The following is a 19,324-nucleotide window of genomic DNA, read 5'->3' as shown; positions in this document are numbered from 1 at the left end:
GACGGCCAAACGGGCGAAATTCGATCGTCCAGCGTCTTCGTCGCCGTCCTCGGCGCGTCCAACATCGACCCGATAGGCCTTGCCGGTGTGACGCAAGGCATGGTTCAGAAGCGTCGATTGCCGGTGATTGAACCGCCTGCGCAGGCTCGGCGAGCTGGCCAGAAGGCGCTCGGTTTCCTTCTGCTCGCGCGACTTCCTCGCCACGTATTCACGCAGCGCCGCGATGGCGTCGCGAATGGTCTGCAACTGGTGCAGCAGCTTGTCCAGCAAGGGTAGTTGCTGAAACAGGGACACGCGGGAGAGCGTTGCCGCCGCCCACCATTCGGCATACGATAGTCCCTCAGGCGTCGGACGCCGCCTCAACTCGTCCCAATGGAGCCAGAAAGCACGCCGGCGCGCTATAGTATGCGCCGCGTCGCCGACCGCCGAATCAACGGCGGCGCAACGTCAGACGTTTCCGGCATTTCGGACCACCTGAGGGGGAAAACAATGCGTAGCGAAAGCAATCCGTTCAAGGCGCCCGTCGCGCGGGTGTATGACCACGTGGAAAACTTCATGGGAAGCTTCATCCCGGAAGGGCGGCGCGTGCCGGCCGGCAATGGCTACCAGTGGCTGTTGCGAGGCTGGGAGATGTTCCGTACGGCGCCGGGAACGTGGATCGGTATCAGCGTGGCCTTCGTCGCCTTGATGATGGTCGTCAGCATCATCCCGGTGGTGAACCTTGCCGTGAACCTGCTGATCCCGGTGTTCATCGGCGGCATCGCCATCGGCTGCCGGGCCATTGAGGACGGCGGGGGGATCCGCTTCGAGCACCTGTTTGCCGGCTTCTCGCACCAACTCGGCGGCCTGCTGCTGGTCGGCTTGCTCTACCTGCTGGCGATACTGGTGGTCGTTGCCGGCTTCGGCATAGTCGTCGCCGTCGGTGCTGTCGGTGCTCTTGGCAGTGGTGGCGCCGAGGGTACCGTCTCGCTGATGATCATCGTCGGCGCCGTGGTAATGATCGTCGTCTTCGTCGCGCTGGCCATGGCCGTATGGCTGGCGCCACCGCTGGTCGTATTTCACCAAGTCTCGGCGTTTCAGGCCATCAAGACCAGTTTCGTCGTCTCATTGCGCAACTCTGCGCCCTTCCTGGTCTATGGTTTGCTGGTCCTGCTGGCGTCGATCGTTGCCAGCTTGCCGCTCCTGCTCGGCTGGCTGGTACTGCTGCCGGTGCTCTATGCTTCGCTCTACGCGTGTTATCGGGACCTGTTCTTCGACGAGTGAACAGCGCAATGAACGCCTCGCTGCCCCTGGACACCGTCCGCCGTATCGCGACGCCAGAGGGCTGCGAGATCGATCTGCGGATGGCCGGGCCTGTCTCGCGTGCTCGCGCCTGGTTCCTCGACTTTCTGATCCGCTTTGCGCTCTGGCTGTTGCTGGCGATGCTGGCCTCGGCGATCGGCGACTTCGGGTTTGGCCTGCTCCTGGTGGGAGCCTTCCTGCTCGAGTGGTTCTATCCTGTCGTCTTCGAGGTCTACCGGAATGGCCAGACGCCGGGCAAGAAGGCCTGCGGCCTGGCGGTGGTTCATGATGACGGGCGGCCCGTCGGTTGGAGTGCGGCGTTCATTCGCAACATGCTGCGCGCGGTGGACTTCCTGCCGCTGTTCTACGCCGCCGGCTTCGTTGCCAGCCTGCTCAATGCCGAGGGCAAACGGCTGGGCGACCTGGCCGCCGGCACGCTGGTGGTCTATATCGACGGCGCCACGCGCAAGGGCGCCGACCAGGGCAGGAAGGTGGCTGGCGAAGCTGGCCGGGAGCTTGCCAGCGAGCGGCCGCCCTTTCCCTTGACGCAAGAAGAGCAGGTCGCGATCATCGAGTTCAGCCAGCGCGCTTGGCTGCTGACGCCCGAGCGCGCCGCCGAGGTGGCCGCCGCTGCCGGCCCGCTGACCGCGGGTCTCGACGGCACGGCCGCGCAGCAGCGCCTGCTGCGCATCGCCAATTTCCTGCTCGGAGCAAAACCATGAACGCCCACTCGGGACCCACGCTGATTACCCTCGCCACCTCGCTGCTGCTCTTCGCCTGCGCCGCCTATGTCGGTCGTTGTCGCGTCAGGTTCGACATCAAGGCGCCAGCGACCACTGGCCACCCGCAGTTCGAGGTCGCCTATCGGATCCAGATGAACACCCTCGAGAACGCCGTCGCTTTCCTGCCGGTGCTGTGGGTTTTCGCGCTCAACGTGTCGAGCCTCTGGGCGACGGCGCTCGGTGGCCTGTGGTTGGCCGGTCGCGTGTGGTATGCGTTTTCGTATGCGCGCGATCCAAAGACACGCGGCAGCGGCTTCCTCGTTTCGATGCTCAGCTTCGCGGCGCTTGGGCTAGGTGGCGCCTGGGGCGTTGTGCACGGAGTGCTCGGCTGAGGAATTCCCACGCCTCTGGTCGGCCGGCCGTCGGCGACGACAGCGGGCGGTTGCCGAAGCTGCGGCCTCTGCGCGCCCTGCTGCCGTACCTGGCGCCGTACCGCGTGCAGATTGCGCTGGCGATACTTTTTCTGCTGTTCGCCGCGGCGGCGACGCTGGCTTTGCCGTACGCCGTGAAACTGCTCGTCGACGGGGGACTCGCCGCGCCAGTCGGCGCCGCGCTGGGTCAGCGGTTGGCGTCGATCCGCGAATACTTTCTGCTCCTGTTCGGCGTTGTGGTCGTCCTTGGCCTGGCCACCGCCGCGCGCTTCTATATGGTGAGCTGGATCGGCGAGCGGGTGACCACCGATCTGCGCCAGGCCGTCTACGCGCACGTGCTGCGCCAGAGCCCGCAGTTCTTCGAGACGCTGAAGACCGGCGAGGTGCTTTCGCGTCTGACCACCGATACCACTGTGATCCACAGCGCCGTCGGTTCGAGCGTCAGCATGGGCCTGCGCAATCTGGTGCTGTTGGCCGGCGGGCTGACCATGCTGGTGACCACCACTCCGCGGCTGATACTCACGGTCGCCGGCGTCGTCGTCCTCGTCGTACTGCCGGCAGCACTCATCGGTCGTCGTGTGCGCAAGTTGTCGCGCGCCAGCCAGGATCGCATTGCTGATACCAGCGGCATAGCCGGTGAGATTCTCAACGTCATTCCGGTAGTCCAGAGCTACACACAGGAGAACGCCGAAGCGGCCCGCTTTTCGCTTGCCAACGAGCGGGCGTTCGCCACCTCGATCCGCCGCACGGGCACCCGTTCGGCGCTGACCGCCTTCGTCATCATCGGCGTTTTCGGCTCGCTGCTCTACGGCCTGTATGGCGGCGTGCAGGCGGTGCTGGCCGGCGAGGTCACGGCTGGCCAGTTGAGCCAGACGGCGCTCTACGTGATGGTCGTCGCCGGTAGCGTAGCGGTGCTGGCCGAGGTGTGGGGCGACCTGCTGCGGGCTTCTGGGGCGACCGAGAGGCTGATGGAGCTACTCGGCGCACGTTCGCCGATCGAAGAGCCGGCGCTGCCGGTTGCCCTGCCGGTGGCTGCCGGCGGCCTGCAGGTGGTTTTCGCCGGCGTTGGTTTTGCCTACCCGTCGCGACCAGCACAGCCGGTGCTGCAGGGGCTTGCTTTCACCATCGAGGCCGGGCAGACCGTGGCGCTCGTCGGCCCGTCGGGGGCCGGCAAGACGACCGTGTTTCAGTTGCTGCAGCGCTTTTACGATGTCACCGACGGCGCCATCAGGATCGACGGCCTCGACCTGCGGCGTCCGTGCCTGGCCGAACTGCGCGCGCGTATCGCGGTCGTCCAGCAGGAGGCGGTGGTCTTCTCTGGCACCATTGCCGACAACATCCGCTATGGCAAACCGCATGCGTCCGATGACGAGTTGAGGTCGGCGGCGAGGGCGGCCTTCGTCGACGAATTCGTTCTGCGTCTGCCCGACGGTTACGCCACCTTCGTCGGCGAGCGCGGCGTCCGCTTGTCCGGCGGCCAGCGCCAGCGCCTGGCCATCGCCCGCGCGATCCTGAAGAATGCGCCACTGCTGCTGCTCGACGAGGCGACCAGCAGCCTCGACGCGGAAAGCGAGCGCGTCGTGCAGGCGGCGCTGGAAGCGGCCATGGGCGGCCGCACGACGATCGTCATTGCCCATCGGCTGGCTACTGTGCAACGTGCCGACCGGATCATCGTCATCGACCACGGGCAGGTGATCGATGTCGGCACCCACGCGGAACTGGTCGACCGCGGCGGCTTGTACGCCCGCCTGGCAGCGCTGCAGTTCAGCGCCTGAATACTACGGAAGGAAGAGGCAAGCATGGCGAGGAAGTTACTGTTGAGCGCGTCTGCGCTACTGATTCTGGTGGCCTCGGTCGTCGTCACCTCCATGGCTGTTGTCGGTGACGAGCCGGGGTCCTTTGTGAAGCCCAGCGCGACCAAGGTGGTTCTCGTCGTTCTCGAGAACACCAGTGCAGACAAGGCGCGCGGAGAAAAATTTCTCGGTCTTCTCGCTGCATCGGGCGCTTATCTCGCCAACTACCATGCCATCGCCGAGCATTCACAACCCAACTACATCGCGCTGGTTTCCGGCAGCAGCGCAGGCGTTGACGACAATTCGCCCGTTCGTCTCGATCGCGCTCACCTGGGACAGAGGCTGCGATCGTGGATGACCTATGCCGAAGGCTATCCAGCCGGAACCTGCGACCTGAGCACGGCGATCGGGCCGTACGTCCGCAAGCACGTGCCTTTCCTGAGCTTTGCCGACGTGCAGGACAACAAGGAGTTCTGTCGCCAGCACATCACCGGCTTTGACCAGTTCGGTGTTGCCGCCCGGACGCACAGTCTGCCCAGCTTCTCGCTGGTCATTCCCGATCTCAACCATGATGCGCACGATAAACCACTGCGTGATGCGGATGCCTGGCTGGAAAGGAATTTCTCCGACCTGATCCACGATGCCGAGTTCAGGCGTGACGTGCTTCTGATTGTCACTTTCGATGAGAGCGACCGGAAATGGCCTTACCTTTGGGGTAACCGCAACCGAGTCTATACCGTGCTGTGGGGAGATGACGTCATGCCTGCTGAGGTCAAGACCCGATATGACCACTATGACCTCCTGCGGACGATAGAAGCGATCTTCGACCTCACCCCGATGTCGACCGAGGACGCCAAGGCGCGGCCGATCGGTGGCATCTGGCGTCGACGGTAGTTGGCCTGTTCACGGAGAATGCTCTAGATAGTAGACGCTGTATTCGCTTTCGCGGAGCAGACCATGGCCAACTGGCGCCGGCCACCTCGGCTTAGGCTGTGTGGCGTTCTCGCCGGCCATGGCAGCCATGTTCCGAGCACTGATCAACAGGTAGACCGGATAGCTCAATTCGGCCAATTGCGCTGGCCTGTCGATGAATTGCGGCTGGAATTCCCCGTCCACATTGACGTGATAGGCAATCGCCAGGCTGTCCCGGCCGATGCCGTACATGACCAGCGGTGCCGGATTTTCAGCGCGCAGTCGTTCAACGGCCTGAACAAAAGGCCGCGCTGAATGTAACTGGATTTCGGCAGGCTCGCGCAAGAGAACGTTGGTCAGCCAGAAAGCGGTCACCGCTACGGCAACGATCATTCTGTCGCGCTGCGCTGCTGGCCGGGCCCGCAGGGCAAGAAGTTGCTGGAGCTGGCAAGCGGCCAACAGGATCAACAGCACGGAAGAGTGGAGGGCGATCTGCGGATGATGCTGTTTGAGATAGCCCTCAGCAAGAAGAACCAGTGCACCACAAACCGTCGGCAGTATAAGCAATAATTTCTGCAGCACTTGATGAATTGCGGACAGGTATCTATTGCCCTGAGCGATAAAGACGTAAGCGGCCAGCGCGGCCATTGCGGGTACTGCCGGCAGCAAGTAACGCGCTTTTTTCGCTTCCGGGATTGACAGGCCAATCAAGACAACGAGCAACCAGGCAACCAGCAAGGTGGCCATCCGCAAGCTTGGCTCCCAGGACGCCGAATTTTCTTTTTTCAGATACGGAATCCGGAGACCGGGAAACGCCGCGAGCAGCACCGGGACGATCACCATCATCGCTACCGGAAGACTGAGCGCAAAGGCGCCTAGACCGTTGACCAGATAATAAGTACGTGCCGGCATGCCTTCGCCGCCGCTGAGGCGTCCGGTCACCTGCATGCGGATCACGTCGGCGACGAACGCTTCGCCACCCTCCATTCTGGCGAGAAACAACATGGAAAACCAGCAGGCGATCAACAATGCCAAAGCGGGCAAACCGATTTTGAAGACGGTGCGCCATTGATTGGTGGTGGCGTAGTAACTGCACAGCACACCGACGGGGATGACGATGCCCATGGGGCCGCGAATGGAAAAACCGACGACGAGCAGAATGAAAATCCACAGAACGGGCCGTTGCGCCGTGGTGGCCTGGTGGTCTCGGCGATAGGCCAGCACAAAACACGCCAGCGTGATGGTCGCCAGCATCTGATCAAGGGAAATGGCGCGCGCTTCGACGAGAAAGGTTGCGGTCAGCAGCTCAAAACACACCGCAATGAACGCCCATTGCCGCGAAACGTAGCACAGCAAGCGATAGGTGAGGGCCAGGTTGAGTGCGCTGGCGATAGCCGTGGGAAGGGTGGCCGTGAATCTGTTCACGGCACCGAAAGGAAGAGAACTCAACCAGATCAACAGCGTCGACGTGGCTGGGTAATCCGGATAAGGTTCGCCGTAGGTTTTAGGGAAGATTGATAGCCCGAGGCGCAGCATTTCCCGGGCGAAGACCGCGAAACGAGTCTCGAAACCCGTGAATTCCTGATCCCATAGACCCACAGTGAACAACAGCAAGCCGGCGACGGCCACCGCCATGGTTTCCCTATTCAGCAGACGATCTGTCCGCTCTTCTTGACAAGTACCCATTGGGCATAGATTGTGATGGCCGTTTTTATCAGGCGCATCATGCCAGAAATGAGCGCCTGCGTCTTTCGCCAGCGGGAAGAACTTGCTCACGCTCTGATGGTCCTGTCTAATGTAGTCAGTGGCTCGAACGGGCGTGTCAGGAATGAGTGGGCTGGGCAAGAGTGTTGCGGTCCGCCGCAGGCTGGCCAAAGCGCAGCGTGTGGGCGTTCTTCCTACGATCGATCAGCGAGGACAGAAGACATGTTGAATACGCCGACTATTGTTGCCGTGGTCCTCGCCGGTGGCGAAGGCTCTCGTCTGCATCCGCTGACCGAACATCGGTCCAAACCTTCGGTACCCTTCGGTGGCCGGTTCCGCGTCGTCGACTTCGTGCTCTCCAGCCTGGTCAATTCAAAGATCTTCGCCATCTACCTGCTGGTTCAGTACAAGTCGCAGTCGCTGATCGAACACATCCGCCGTTCCTGGGTGCTGGCGCCAATCTTTCCCGAGCAGTTCATCGCCGTGGTTCCGCCGCAGATGCGCGAAGGCCCCGAATGGTTCCAGGGGACTGCCGACGCCGTCTATCAGAACTTGCGGCTCATCGAGAGGCATGCTCCCGACCTCGTCGTTGTCTTTGGCGCCGACCATATCTACCGCATGGACGTTCGCCAGATGGTCGCCTTCCACTTGCGCAGCGGCGCCGACGTGACCGTCGCCGCGCTGCCGGTGCCGATCGGTGGTGCCTCGGCATTCGGCATTATCGACGCCGCTGCCGACGGGGCGGTCCGCGGCTTCCGCGAGAAGCCCATCGACCCCGCCCCCATGCCGCATGATCCAACGCGCGCCTTTGCCTCGATGGGAAACTACATTTTCAACACCGATGTCCTGAGCAAGGCACTGCGGGACGGTCACCAGCGGGGAGAGCAGGATTTTGGCAGGGACCTCCTGCCGCGCCTGATCAACACACAACGGGTATTTGCCTACGATTTCTGCGCGAACAGAATCCCGGGAATACGCGATTATGAGGAGAGCGCGTACTGGCGCGACGTGGGGACGATCGATGCGTATTTTGAGGCCCACCAGGACCTCCTCGGTGCCGAGCCGAAGTTCGACATGTTCAATCCCAAGTGGAGAATCGGCTCCAGCAACTACCAGGGTCCGTCGCCGAAATTCTTCCGCGCCGAGATCGACAATTGCATCATCAGTTCCGGTGGACTGATAAACGGCGCCCGACTGCGCAATTCGATTGTTCGTAGCGAAGTGCTGATGGAGGACGATGTCGAACTCGACGAGTGCATCGTCATGGATTACGCCGTGCTGCGCAAGGGAGTGCGGCTGAAAAGAGTCATCGTCGACCGCTACAACACGATCGAGGCCGGCGACTGCATCGGCTACGATGCCGAGGCAGACCGTCGCCGATTCAGGGTCACCGACTCGGGAATCGTCGTCGTGCCCAGAGGCCAGTGCACCGACACACGAGTGATGTTTCGCTATCTGTAAGCGCAGCAAGCCAGGCCTTCATGCCTCGCGGTCTGCGCAGATGATTCAAAAAAATGCCGGCCACAAGATCTGACGTTCGAATTCAGCGGTTGCATGAAGGCAGTCCGCTAACATGAGGGGTTCGTCCCGCTAGAGCGTATTAGGCGCGGCCTTCTTTGCGGCCCAGACCTTGGGCGATGAAGGTAACTACCAATGTATTGAGCGAAACGCCTTCGGTCTTTGCTCGAGTCGTTAGTTGAGCATGGATAGTCTTGGGAACACGGGCCACGAACTTTCCTGACGCAACGCCGCCGCTGTTGGCAGCGGGCACCGGCAACGCCTTTGCCTTGAGGGCAGCGATCGTCGCCTTGAGTGCGTCTTGTCCGTTCTTCAACGCTTCCTCGACGGTGTCCCCGTCAGAGATGCAGTCTGAGAAGTCCGGGTAGGAAATGAGAAATCCACCTCCCTCCTCCGGGGTGAGGGGACGGATCTCGAAGGGGTACTCAGCTAGATTGCTCATGGTTCATGCTCCATCGACGAGTTCGAGGAACTTCTTGACGTAGATCGGCTTGATCGGACGATGGGCAGGAACGGGTAGCGTCTTGCCGTCGGCTCGTACGAAGACGCAATGGCTGCTGCCGTCGTGTCGCCAGTCGATTCCCTTCTGCCGTGCTACGGTTTGAAGTTGCGTGATCTGTCAGTCCAACGGGTTGCGACGCATGGCAACCAGGAGCTTAGTGGCAGTATTCATCGACGCAATGGTACTGCGGGCAACATCACAACGCAAGCGCTACACGGCAAAGCACAAGCGGGTCACGTCTTTCCTTTTTCCTTTGGCGGTCCATGTTCTGCGAGGCGCACTATCTTGCTCACGCGAGAGTAGTCCAGGCCGAAGTAATCGCCAATGTCGTTCAAGGCGCATCCGCCGCTTGCGTAGGCAGCGACGATGGCGCTGTCCCGATCGGCGCATTGTTGAGCAAAATGAGAGAGTGGCTTGGGGATGGGCCGTGCCCTGACTTGTGGAACCTCGCGCAACTGCCGCATCCCTACGGAGAGATTCGCATCTGGTGTTTCCACAAGCAAGTGATAATGGTTGCTCATCAAGCCCTGACCCCGGCTTCGGCTGAAAAAAGAGTCATCGTCGACCGCTACAACACGATCGAGGCCGGCGACTGCATCGGCTACGATGCCGAGGCAGACCGTCGCCGATTCAGGGTCCCGACTTGGGAATCGTCGTCGTGCCCAGAGGCCAGTGCACGGACACACGAGTGATGTTTCGCTATCTGTAAGCGTTTCTGCCGCGTCGGCGTATGTCCACACCAGGCGCGCGCTGCTACTTCCACACCAGTGTGGCCTTCCAACCAATGGCTCGAAATATGGCCATCAGGACATCTTCAGCATTCTTCCTCGCCGTCGAGAGCACATCAGGCAGGGTGCACGTTCGCTCGACCTCTTGCTGTGCGTGCGCGAGTGCATTGTTGATCGCTTGCGTACGGTTCGACGAGTCGGGAATGATGGGTTCGATTCCCTGGCTGTTGATGGCGTAGAAGTACGAACCACCGTTCTCACGCGGTTCGTGACTGACCCGGGCCGAGAATGGCTTGGGCGACGGCAGAATCACGCTGACGCTGCGGGCTTGCGCATTGACGGACTCGTACCTGGCAGCGCCAAGGTCTGTTGCGATTGTGCAGTCTCCCCGAGCAACCAGAAGCACCTTCGTACCACCGAGGCGCAGTTCCCAGTCCGTCCACGGAATATCCTGAGTTCGCTTTTCGGTGAACTCGATGACATCGGCGTAGTTGACTTTCACCGATACCAAGTGCCCCATCTTTTCGAGTGCTATCAGCGGAGTCTGCGCTTGCAACGGCTCCTTTAGCTGCGGCCCCAAGAGCCACATTCCGGATACGCCAAGAGCCGCCGCCCCGACCAGTGACAGCAGCCATGTCATTCGGCTCACTACGTTCATGGGACTCTCTAATCTCCCGCAATTGCGTCAATGGCCAAGCGGGCACTCCGCCGCCTCGGCGGCTGCATGAACAGCACCCACCGCGTTTCACACGAAAACACGCCTTCGCTTCCCAAGCCCCGCGTCAGCAAGGGATTTCCGCCCACCGGCCGCACTAGCGCACATCGCTTGCCGGCAACTGCCGCGCCACCGGATCCTGCCGGTAGAAGCGGACCAGGTTTTCATACAGATCCGGATACTCCTCTTGAAGAATATCCGGCGTCTCGAAAAATGCCTCGCTCATGACGGCAAAGAACTCGCCGTGATTCTCCGCCGCGTAGGGGTCGAAGCAGGTGTCCTCTCCCCTGGCTTCGGCCTCCTCGACGCGGCCGCAGAAATCATCGTAACTTGCGACCAGCACCCGCTGCCAGTCGGTACGCGAGATTTCCGGCGGCAGCGGCGGCATGCCGTTCGCTTCGCCATTGTTCATGTCCAGCTTGTGCGCGAACTCGTGGATGACAACGTTGTAGCCGTCGCCGGCCATCTGCGCGTCGCGCCAGGAAATCAGCAGCGGGCCGCCTTCCCAGGCTTCGCCCGAAGCCAGTTCCTGATACTCGTGCACGATGCCGAATTCATCCTCGACGCTGCGCGGGATGATGAACTCGTCGGGATAGACGATGATCCCCACCCAGCCGCGATAGGCGTCGAGGCCGAGGTTGAGGATCGGCAGGCAGCCCTGCACAGCAATCGACAGGCAGATCGCATTGCTCAGGGCAAGTCCACCGGCGGTGGTGAACTCTTTCTCGGCCAGGAAAGCCTCGGCCAGACGGCGCAGCCGGGCCTGCTCTTCGTCACTCAGCGCGACGAGAAAAGGCAGCGCTGAAACGACCTCATGCCAAAGGGCATCGGGCAGCGGTGCCGGCTCCAGTCGTCGCCGCCACCAGCCGAGGAGCTTGCTGATCATCTTGATCTCACCTGTTGCAGCAAACCGGCATTATGCACGATGCCCGGCCGAGGACTTATAATCGCCTGATGGTCTCCGTCATTCACTCGGTCGCCGCGCAGAGCGACTTCGAACACTCGCTGCAAACCCTTGCTGAAGGTCTCGCCGCTGCCGAAACAGATCGCCTTCGGCAGGCGGTCGACTTTGCCCGATCGATCTATCTTGACCGCCAGCTCGGCAGCGGCGAAGCGGTCTGGGGTCATGCGCTTGGGATGGCGTTGATCGTCGCCGGGATCAAGCTCGATGCTGATTCACGGCTGGCGGCGCTGCTCTTCGCCGTTCCGGCGCTGCAGGACCTTGGCCTGACCCTGATCGAGAAGGATTTCGGGCCCAGTGTGGCCCATCTGGTCGGTGGCATTTCGCGGCTGAATCGCATGCGGCCCATCGCACGCGGTTTTGTCGCCCATTCCGTCGATGGTGGCGACAAGAACCCGCACGATCTGAAGGCGCAGGTCGAAGTGCTGCGCAAGATGCTGCTGGCGATGGTCGAGGACATCCGCGTCGTCTTGCTGCGTCTTGCTTCGCGCACGCAGACCCTGCGCTACTATGCGGCTGAGCCCGATGAGCTGCGCGTCCAGGTGGCGCGCGAGACGCTGGAACTCTATTCACCTCTGGCCAACCGCCTCGGCGTCTGGGAACTCAAGTGGGAGCTCGAGGATCTTTCTTTCCGTTTCCTGCATCCGGCGATCTACAAGGAGATTGCCCAGCATCTAGACGAGAAGCGAACCGAGCGCGAGCAGTTCATCGTAGACGCGGTCGACCGCCTGAAGAAAGAGCTGGCCACCGCCGGCGTGCTCGATGCCGAAATCTACGGCCGGCCAAAGCATATCTACAGCATCTGGAACAAGATGCGCAAGAAGAGCGTCGGCTTTTCCGAGGTTTACGACGTGCGCGCGCTGCGCGTCATCGTCGGCGAAGTGAAGGACTGTTACACCGCTCTGGGCATCGTTCACCACATATGGTCACCGATCGCCAAGGAGTTCGACGACTATATTTCGCACCCCAAGGGCAACGACTACCGCTCGCTGCATACGGCTGTACACTGTCCGGACGGGCGGGCGGTCGAGGTACAGATCCGTACCCGCGAGATGCATCGCCACGCCGAGCTGGGTGTGGCTGCGCACTGGCGCTACAAGGAAGGCAGCAAGGCGACGCCGGAAGATCGCTACGACGAGAAGATCGCCTGGCTCCGTCAGTTGCTGACCTGGCGCGACGAAGTCGCCGATTCGTCGGACTGGGTCAAGCACTACAAGCAGGCGGCCTTCGACGAGACGGTCTACATCCTGACGCCGCAGGGGCGTGTCGTCGACCTGCCGCGCGGCGCGACACCGGTCGATTTTGCCTATCGGGTGCACACCGATATCGGGCATCGCTGCCGTGGCGCCAAGGTCAACGGCGCCCTGGTGTCGCTCAATACCCAGCTAACCACCGGGCAGCGAGTCGAGATCGTCCTGGCCAAGCACGGCGGGCCGTCGCGCGACTGGTTGAACCCGGCGCTGGGCTACCTCTACACGCATCGTTCGCGCCTCAAAGTCAGGCAATGGTTCGCCAGCCTCGCACTCGAGGACACCTTGGCCGAGGGGCGCGCGGTGGTCATCCGCGAACTGCAACGGATGGGGCAGGCCGGCGTCAACCTGGACGATCTGGCGGCCAGGCTCGATTTTTCCGGCAGTGATGACCTGTTCATTGCCGTTGCCCGAGACAAGCTGAACCTGCGTCAGTTGCAGGTGGCGGTGCGCGGCACCGACATGCCGGTCGACGAGCGCGTGCTCGGCGAACTGCCGGTGCGCCGGCGGCGGGACAGCGATGTGGCCGAGAAGGGCATCCTGATTGTCGGCGTCGATCGCTTGCTGACGCAGCTCGCCGGCTGCTGCAAGCCGGTTCCTCCCGATCCGATCGTCGGTTTTGTCACGCGAGGCAAGGGCGTTTCTGTCCATCGCGCCGACTGCAGCAACTTCACCAACATGCTGACCATGCATCCGGAACGGGTGATCGAGACGACCTGGGGCGGGCGTGCAGGCGGCATATTCGCCGCCGACATCGTGATTGACGCCTACGACCGTCAGGGCTTGCTGCGCGACGTTTCGGACATTCTCGCCCGCGAGAAGATCAACGTCATCGCGGTCAATACGCAGTCGAGGCAAGGCAACGCGCATATGCGCTTCACCGCCGAAGTCGGCACCATTGAGCAACTCAATCGGACGATGGCCTTGCTGCACCAGGTCGATGGCGTGGTTGGCGCGCGTCGCGCGTGAGTGGTGCGCCATCGCCAGGCCGGGCGGGCGGGGAGCGGGGAGCTCGTCCTCCCACCCCCCCGCGGGACTCAAGCCTGGAGGAGTTCGATCAACTCGCCTTGCGACGAGTGCGGGCTGCTGCGTGACCCGCGCCGCTGGTGGTAGGTGCCATCGGGCCCGAGTTCCCAGGCCAGCGCGTTGTCGGTGAGATAGATCTGCAGTCCTTCGGCGATCACCCGGCGTTTGAGCTTGCGGTCGAGGATCGGAAACGCGAGCTCGATACGCCGGAAGAAATTACGTTCCATCCAGTCGGCGCTCGAGAGATAGACCTTTTCCTCACCACCGGCGTAGAAATAGAACACCCGATGGTGTTCGAGTTGCCGGCCGATGATCGAGCGCACACTGATATTTTCCGACAGATCCTTGACCCCGGCGCGCAAGCCGCAGACGCCGCGCACGATGAGGTCGATCTTGACCCCGGCCTGTGAAGCTTCGTAGAGCGCGCAAATGGTTTCCGGTTCGAGCAGCGAATTCATCTTGGCAATGATTCGTGACCGCTTGCCAGCGCGCGCGGCGTCAGCCTCGGCGCGAATCCCGGCGATGACGTTCGGTTGCAGCGTGAACGGTGCCTGCCACAAGTGGGTCAGCGTTTGCGCGCGACCGAGGCCGGTAAGCTGCTTGAAGACCTCGTTGGTATCGGCGCCGATCTCTTCGTTGCAGGTCAGCAGTCCGAAATCGGAGTACAGGCGGGCTGTTTTCGGATGGTAGTTGCCGGTACCGAGGTGTACATAGCGGCGCAGGAGGCTGCCGCCGGACTTCCCGTCCTCGCGGCGGACGATCATTAGCATCTTGGCGTGCGTTTTGTACCCGACGACGCCATAGACGACGTGTGCGCCGACTTCTTCCAGCTTGGTCGCCCAGCCGATGTTCGCTTCCTCGTCGAAACGGGCCATGAGTTCGACGATCACCGTTACTTCCTTGCCGTTCTGCGCCGCACGCAGGAGCGACTGCATCAGGACCGAGTCGGTGCCGGTGCGATAGACGGTCATCTTGATGGCCACGACATGGGGGTCGATCGCCGACTGTTCAAGCAACTCGATGACCGGATTGAAGCTCTGGTACGGGTGGTGCAGGAGGATGTCGCCGCCGCGGATGCTGTCGAAAACGCTGTGACATTTTTGCAGCGCCTTCGGTGTTCCGGGGCTGAACGGTGGGAACTTGAGATCGCCGCGCAGTACCCAGTCGGGCACCTGCATCAGTCGAACGAGGTTGACCGGGCCGGCGACGCGATAGAGATCGCTCTCGGTGAGGTTGAACTGTCCGAGCAGAAATTGGGTCATCGCTTCCGAACAACTGTTGGCGACCTCGAGCCGGACGGCGTCGCCGAAATTGCGCTGCGGCAACTCGCCCTGGATCTTGGCCCGCAGATTCTTGATCTCCTCCTCATCGACGAACAGGTCGCTGTTGCGCGTGACGCGAAACTGATAGCAGCCAAGCACCTTCATGCCGGCAAACAATTCGTGCACAAACTCGTGCACGACCGAAGACAGAAAGACGAAGGTGTATTCGGCTTCGCCGAGTTCGCGTGGCAGTCGGATGACGCGTGGCAGGACGCGCGGCGCCTGGACGATGGCCGCCCCTGAGCTGCGACCGAAGGCGTCCCGGCCTTCAAGCTCGACGGCGAAATTGAGGCTCTTGTTGAGCACGCGCGGGAAAGGGTGCGAAGGGTCAAGGCCGATGGGGGTAATCACCGGCATGACTTCGCGGAAAAAGAAGTCATTGATCCATTCACGCTGCGCGGTGTTCCACTCGCCGCGCTTGACGAAACGGATGCCTTCGGCGACGAGCAGCGGCAGAATTTCTTCGTTGAGCAGCGCGTACTGCTCCTTGACGATCGAATGCGTCTCGTCGCTGACCAGACGATAGACTTCGCGTGCGGTCTTGCCATCGGTTGTGATGGCCACCGATCCGAGCTTGATCTGTTCCTTGATGCCGGCCTCGCGAACCTCGAAGAACTCGTCGAGATTGCTGCTCACGATGCACAGAAAGCGCAAACGCTCGAGCAGCGGTGTGCGCGGGTTCCTGGCCTGCCAGAGCACTCGCCGATTGAAGGCGAGCAGGCCCATCTCGCGATTCAGGAAGTATTCGGGTGGAAAAACGGTGCTTGCGGTGGCAGCCTCGTGGGGAAGGGTCTCGGTGGTCAGGGTTACGGTAGTCATGGATTCGTTCCGTCAGAAGAGATGGATCGGGCAGGTTGGCGAGCAAAGACGAGCATATTACATCCATCGGTCGATTGCTTGTCGATCGCCCTGGCATTTTTCTGTACTTGCCGGCGTGACCGGTCTGGCGCGGGTCAGTATCAGCGTCCCGGCGATGCTAGAATGAGGCGTCTGCAACCACCTTTGGCCCACGGGAGGAAAACGAGGAGGCATGAGCTACGAATTGATTGCCGGTGTGGACCTCGGCTCCAACAGCTTTCGCCTGCAGATCGGGCGCGTCGTTGGCGATCGGATCCACCCGCTCGATACGCTGAAAGACACCGTTCGTCTGGGGTCTGGTCTGACCCGTGAAAGACTCCTCGATCATGCTTCGCAGCAGCGCGCGATCCAGGCCTTGCGGCGTTTTGGCGAGCGTTTGCGCGGCTTCGCACCGGAAACGGTGCGCGCGGTGACCACCGACGCGATGCGGGTGGCGCGCAACGCGCACATCGTTCTTCCCCAGGCCGAGGCTGCACTGGGTTTTCCGATCGAGATCATCGGTGGTCGCGAAGAGGCCCGACTGATCTTCATCGGCGCAGCGAAGGCCCTGCCGCCGGCGAGTCACCGGCGTCTGGTGGTCGACATCGGTGGCGGCTCGACCGAGTTCATCATCGGCGAACAAGCGGAACCGTTGCTGATGGAGTCCTTGTTCATGGGCGGGATCAGCTATCGACAGCGCTTCTTTCCGGACGGCAGGGTAGACAAGAAGCGCTTCTATGCGGCCGAAGTGGCGGCGGCCCGTGAGATCGAGGCTCTGACCGCCGACTACCAGCGTTTCGGTTGGCAAGAAGCGGTGGGTTCATCAGGTTCGGCGCAGGAAATCGCCGAGATCCTCGAAATCAATGAGTTGAATCCAGACGGGGGCACCGGCATCAGCCGGGAGGGGCTGGCGAAATTACGCCAACTGATGATCCGGGCCGGGTCGGCGGAACTGCTCGATCTCAAAGGGATGCGCAGCGAACGCCTGCCGATTCTTCCCGGCGTCACCGCGATCATGTCGGCGGTGTTCTCCGAGTTGGGAATCGAGCAGATGACCTATTCCGAAGGCGCCTTGCCGCTCGGAGTTCTCTACGACCTGCTTGGGCGCTTCGAGCATCACGATACCCGCGACGAGACAGTCGTCGAGTTCAAGCGTCGCTACCAGGTCGACAAGGCACAGGTCGTACGCGTCGAGCGCACCGCACTGGCGCTGCTTGGCGCGATAATCAAACTCGATTCGCCCGAGCACGAGAACGAGGTCCACTTTCTGCGCTGGGCGGTTTCCTTGCATGAGATTGGCATTTCCGTGGCGCACAGCGAGTTTCACAAGCATGGCGCGTATCTCCTGAGCCACGCTGACATGCCGGGCTTCTCGAAACGAGATCAGGCGCGTCTGGCGCTTTTCGTCCTTGGCCAGCGTGGCAAGCTGCAGAAGCTGGCCTCCATGCCGGCGGGCGACCCGAACTGGCGCCTGGTATTCTGCCTGCGAATGGCCTCGCTGCTGCACCGTGCGCGTGATGAGCAGCCCTTGCCCGAATTGTCGGTCAAGGAGTCGCCGGTCGGTTTTCAAATCGATATCCCCGCTCCATGGCTGGACGCCAACCCCATTACCGCTGCCGCCTTGAACGACGAGGCACTGCTGTGGCGCCGCATCGGCAGCAAGTTGCGCATCAAGCCCGTACCCGTTGAGCCTGCGGTGCAGTGAAGCGGCGATGGCCTCGGCGACGATCGAAACGGTCAGGCGGGCAGGCTCGATAGAGGTGGTGCTCTCCGGTGACTGGACGCTGGCGACGATGCCGCAGCCGATTTCGCGGCTCGAGCTTCGCTTGCGCGAAGTGGCGGCTGACCACAGCGGATGGGATCTGCGCTCGATCTCGCGGCTGGACAGCGCCGGTGCAATCGTCCTCTGGCGCGGCTGGGGTCGGCGCTGGCCAGCCTCGCTCGCGGTTTCTGCCGCCCACCGCTTGCTCCTGGAACGTGTTGAAGCGATTGCCGTTGACCGTGACTCGGTCCGGTCCACGGGTCAGCTTGCCTGGCTGCTGGTCCCCGGCCGCTTGGTCCTGGCCGCGGCCGACCATCTCGCCGGCATGGTTGCTCTGATTGGTCAGATGGTCCTCGACGTGGTGTACCTGGGTCTGCATCCGCGCGACATCCCCTGGCGCGAGTTTTCAGCCAACCTCTACAAGAGCGGTGCCCAGGCCTTGCCGGTCACGGCGTTGATCGGCTTTCTGATCGGTGTCGTTCTCTCCTACCTCTCGGCGCTGCAATTGCAAGCTTTTGGTGCCGACGTCTTCATCGTCAATCTGCTGGGCATCAGCATCGTTCGCGAACTGGGACCGGTACTGGTCGCCGTCCTGGTTGCCGGACGCTCGGGTTCGGCGATGACCGCCCAAATCGGCGTCATGCGCGTCACCGAGGAGATCGATGCGCTCGCCACCATGGGCGTCTCGCGAAGTCTGCGCCTGGTTCTGCCCAAGGTCGTCGCCCTGGCGGTGGTGATGCCGCTACTGGTCATCTGGTGTTCGGCAGCCGGGATTTTCGGTGGCATGGTGTCGGCCAATCTGCAGATGGATCTGTCCTACGGCTTCTTCATCGATACCCTGCCGCGGGTGGTGCCGGTGGCCAACGTGTGGATCGGCATGAGCAAGGGTCTGGTTTTCGGCGTGCTGATCGCTCTCATTGCCTGTCATTTTGGCCTGCGCGTCAAGCCGAATACCGAAAGCCTTTCGTCGCAGACGACCACCTCGGTGGTCACCTCGATCACCGTCGCGATTCTCGTCGATGCCGTCTTTGCAATCCTGACACGCAACTTCGGGGTTCCCCTGTGAGTGAACCGGCTGGCGCCTCGCACACGGCACTGCCGGTGATCGCGATTCGTGGCCTATCGACGCAGTTCGACGACGCGGTAATCCATCGCGACATCGATCTTGCCGTTGAGCGCGGCCAGATGCTCGGTCTGGTAGGTGGTTCGGGGAGTGGCAAGACGACGCTGCTGCGCGAGATTGTCGGCCTCCTGGCGCCGAGCAAGGGCGAGGTCAGGCTTTTCGGGCATGCCGTGCTCGACGCCGACCCGAAGCGTCGGCGAATGGTCCGCCGACGCTTCGGCATGCTTTTTCAACAGGGGGCGCTGTTTTCGGCACTCTCGGTGTTTGACAATATTGCCTTCCCGCTGCGTGAACTGCGCATGCTCGATGAGGCGATGATCGTCGATCTGGTCTTGCTCAAGCTGGGCATGGTCGAACTTGAGCCGCGTCACGCCCGGCTGATGCCGGCCGAGCTCTCTGGTGGCATGGTCAAGCGGGTGGCTCTGGCGCGGGCGCTGTCTCTGGAACCCGAACTGCTCGTTCTCGACGAGCCGACGGCGGGCCTCGACCCCGATCGGAGCGAGAACTTCGTCAAACTGCTCAAGACGCTGCAGAAAGAACTCGGCTTCACGGTCATCATGGTGACGCACGATCTTGAGACACTGATGGGTCTGGCCACGCGCCTCGCCGTGCTTGCCGACCATCGGATCGTCGCTTGTGGTACGGTCGAGGAAGTGCTGGCTGTCGAGCATCCCTTCATTCGCAATTTCTTCGCTTCCGGGCGCGCTGCGGCGGGCGTCGGACAGGGAGCAGGCTAG

16 protein-coding genes and 2 pseudogenes are annotated in these 19,324 nt (G+C 62.0%); 11 read left to right on the top strand and 7 right to left on the bottom strand.

The window, feature by feature from the left end; genetic code table 11:
* A pseudogene (locus tag ACCAA_RS20800) lies at window positions 1-294 on the bottom strand (hypothetical protein); the annotation flags it as partial.
* Between the two features lie 195 nt (window positions 295-489).
* On the opposite strand from ACCAA_RS20800, the gene ACCAA_RS20795 reads away from it, so the two are divergent.
* From ACCAA_RS20795 to ACCAA_RS20775, 5 genes are read left to right on the top strand one after another with little or no spacing between them, the layout of a single operon-like run.
* Complete coding sequence (locus ACCAA_RS20795) at window positions 490-1,263, top strand: BPSS1780 family membrane protein (protein ID WP_186409157.1); 774 nt, start codon at window positions 490-492, stop codon at window positions 1,261-1,263.
* A gap of 8 nt (window positions 1,264-1,271) precedes the next feature.
* A complete protein-coding gene (locus ACCAA_RS20790) occupies window positions 1,272-2,003 on the top strand; it encodes an RDD family protein (RefSeq protein ID WP_186409156.1) in 732 nt (243 codons plus the stop codon).
* The gene (locus ACCAA_RS20785) at window positions 2,000-2,395 is read left to right on the top strand and encodes an MAPEG family protein (RefSeq protein WP_186409155.1); all 396 of its coding nucleotides are present in this window, start codon (window positions 2,000-2,002) and stop codon (window positions 2,393-2,395) included. Before ACCAA_RS20790 ends, ACCAA_RS20785 begins: the two co-directional genes overlap by 4 nt.
* 50 nt (window positions 2,396-2,445) lie before the next feature.
* Complete coding sequence (locus ACCAA_RS20780; RefSeq protein ID WP_245754713.1) at window positions 2,446-4,209, top strand: ABC transporter transmembrane domain-containing protein; 1,764 nt, start codon at window positions 2,446-2,448, stop codon at window positions 4,207-4,209.
* A 24-nt stretch (window positions 4,210-4,233) separates the two neighbouring features.
* The gene (locus ACCAA_RS20775; RefSeq protein ID WP_186409154.1) at window positions 4,234-5,121 is read left to right on the top strand and encodes an alkaline phosphatase family protein; all 888 of its coding nucleotides are present in this window, start codon (window positions 4,234-4,236) and stop codon (window positions 5,119-5,121) included.
* A gap of 9 nt (window positions 5,122-5,130) precedes the next feature.
* On the opposite strand, the gene ACCAA_RS20770 is transcribed toward ACCAA_RS20775, so the two are convergent.
* Entirely contained in the window at window positions 5,131-6,915 is a 1,785-nt protein-coding gene (locus ACCAA_RS20770) for an ArnT family glycosyltransferase (RefSeq protein WP_186409153.1), read from the bottom strand.
* A 153-nt stretch (window positions 6,916-7,068) separates the two neighbouring features.
* Here ACCAA_RS20770 and ACCAA_RS20765 point away from each other — a divergent pair, with 153 nt between their 5' ends.
* Window positions 7,069-8,304, top strand: a complete 1,236-nt coding sequence (locus ACCAA_RS20765; RefSeq protein ID WP_186409162.1) for a glucose-1-phosphate adenylyltransferase — start codon at window positions 7,069-7,071, stop codon at window positions 8,302-8,304.
* A 139-nt stretch (window positions 8,305-8,443) separates the two neighbouring features.
* Here the strand turns inward: ACCAA_RS20765 and ACCAA_RS20760 are convergent, their stop codons facing one another.
* Window positions 8,444-8,803, bottom strand: a complete 360-nt coding sequence (locus ACCAA_RS20760) for a type II toxin-antitoxin system HicB family antitoxin (protein ID WP_186409152.1) — start codon at window positions 8,801-8,803, stop codon at window positions 8,444-8,446.
* Between the two features lie 503 nt (window positions 8,804-9,306).
* Window positions 9,307-9,387 (bottom strand): annotated as a pseudogene (locus ACCAA_RS22815) (addiction module toxin RelE); the annotation flags it as partial.
* Between ACCAA_RS22815 and ACCAA_RS22830 the strand changes: the two are divergent.
* Window positions 9,373-9,555 carry a GlgC family sugar phosphate nucleotidyltransferase gene (locus ACCAA_RS22830; RefSeq protein ID WP_483771144.1) on the top strand — a complete coding sequence of 61 codons (183 nt, stop codon included), beginning with the start codon at window positions 9,373-9,375 and terminating at the stop codon, window positions 9,553-9,555. The pseudogene ACCAA_RS22815 and the gene ACCAA_RS22830 overlap by 15 nt on opposite strands.
* Before the next feature lie 61 nt (window positions 9,556-9,616).
* Here ACCAA_RS22830 and ACCAA_RS20750 read toward each other — a convergent pair whose 3' ends face one another.
* Together ACCAA_RS20750 and ACCAA_RS20745 are read right to left on the bottom strand one after the other, a co-directional pair.
* Window positions 9,617-10,231 carry a DUF4230 domain-containing protein gene (locus ACCAA_RS20750; RefSeq protein ID WP_186409150.1) on the bottom strand — a complete coding sequence of 205 codons (615 nt, stop codon included), beginning with the start codon at window positions 10,229-10,231 and terminating at the stop codon, window positions 9,617-9,619.
* A 172-nt stretch (window positions 10,232-10,403) separates the two neighbouring features.
* Window positions 10,404-11,192, bottom strand: coding sequence for a M90 family metallopeptidase (locus ACCAA_RS20745; protein WP_186409149.1), 789 nt, complete (start codon window positions 11,190-11,192; stop codon window positions 10,404-10,406).
* Between the two features lie 68 nt (window positions 11,193-11,260).
* On the opposite strand from ACCAA_RS20745, the gene ACCAA_RS20740 reads away from it, so the two are divergent.
* A complete protein-coding gene (locus tag ACCAA_RS20740) occupies window positions 11,261-13,486 on the top strand; it encodes a RelA/SpoT family protein (RefSeq protein WP_186409148.1) in 2,226 nt (741 codons plus the stop codon).
* A 68-nt stretch (window positions 13,487-13,554) separates the two neighbouring features.
* Here the strand turns inward: ACCAA_RS20740 and ppk1 are convergent, their stop codons facing one another.
* Window positions 13,555-15,684 carry a polyphosphate kinase 1 gene (gene ppk1 / locus ACCAA_RS20735; RefSeq protein ID WP_281193226.1) on the bottom strand — a complete coding sequence of 710 codons (2,130 nt, stop codon included), beginning with the start codon at window positions 15,682-15,684 and terminating at the stop codon, window positions 13,555-13,557.
* 211 nt (window positions 15,685-15,895) lie between these two features.
* On the opposite strand from ppk1, the gene ACCAA_RS20730 reads away from it, so the two are divergent.
* From ACCAA_RS20730 to ACCAA_RS20720, 3 genes are read left to right on the top strand one after another with little or no spacing between them, the layout of a single operon-like run.
* Complete coding sequence (locus ACCAA_RS20730; RefSeq protein ID WP_186409147.1) at window positions 15,896-17,407, top strand: Ppx/GppA phosphatase family protein; 1,512 nt, start codon at window positions 15,896-15,898, stop codon at window positions 17,405-17,407.
* 7 nt (window positions 17,408-17,414) lie between these two features.
* Entirely contained in the window at window positions 17,415-18,530 is a 1,116-nt protein-coding gene (locus ACCAA_RS20725; protein ID WP_186409146.1) for an MlaE family ABC transporter permease, read from the top strand.
* On the top strand, window positions 18,527-19,324 hold the full coding sequence (locus ACCAA_RS20720; protein ID WP_186409145.1) for an ABC transporter ATP-binding protein: 798 nt from the start codon (window positions 18,527-18,529) through the stop codon (window positions 19,322-19,324). The genes ACCAA_RS20725 and ACCAA_RS20720 overlap by 4 nt, the downstream gene beginning before the upstream one ends.

The organism is Candidatus Accumulibacter aalborgensis, from assembly GCF_900089955.1.
Taxonomy (GTDB): domain Bacteria; phylum Pseudomonadota; class Gammaproteobacteria; order Burkholderiales; family Rhodocyclaceae; genus Accumulibacter; species Accumulibacter aalborgensis.
The sequence above is the reverse complement of the archived record's forward strand: the minus strand, read 5'-3'. Positions and strand labels throughout refer to the sequence as shown.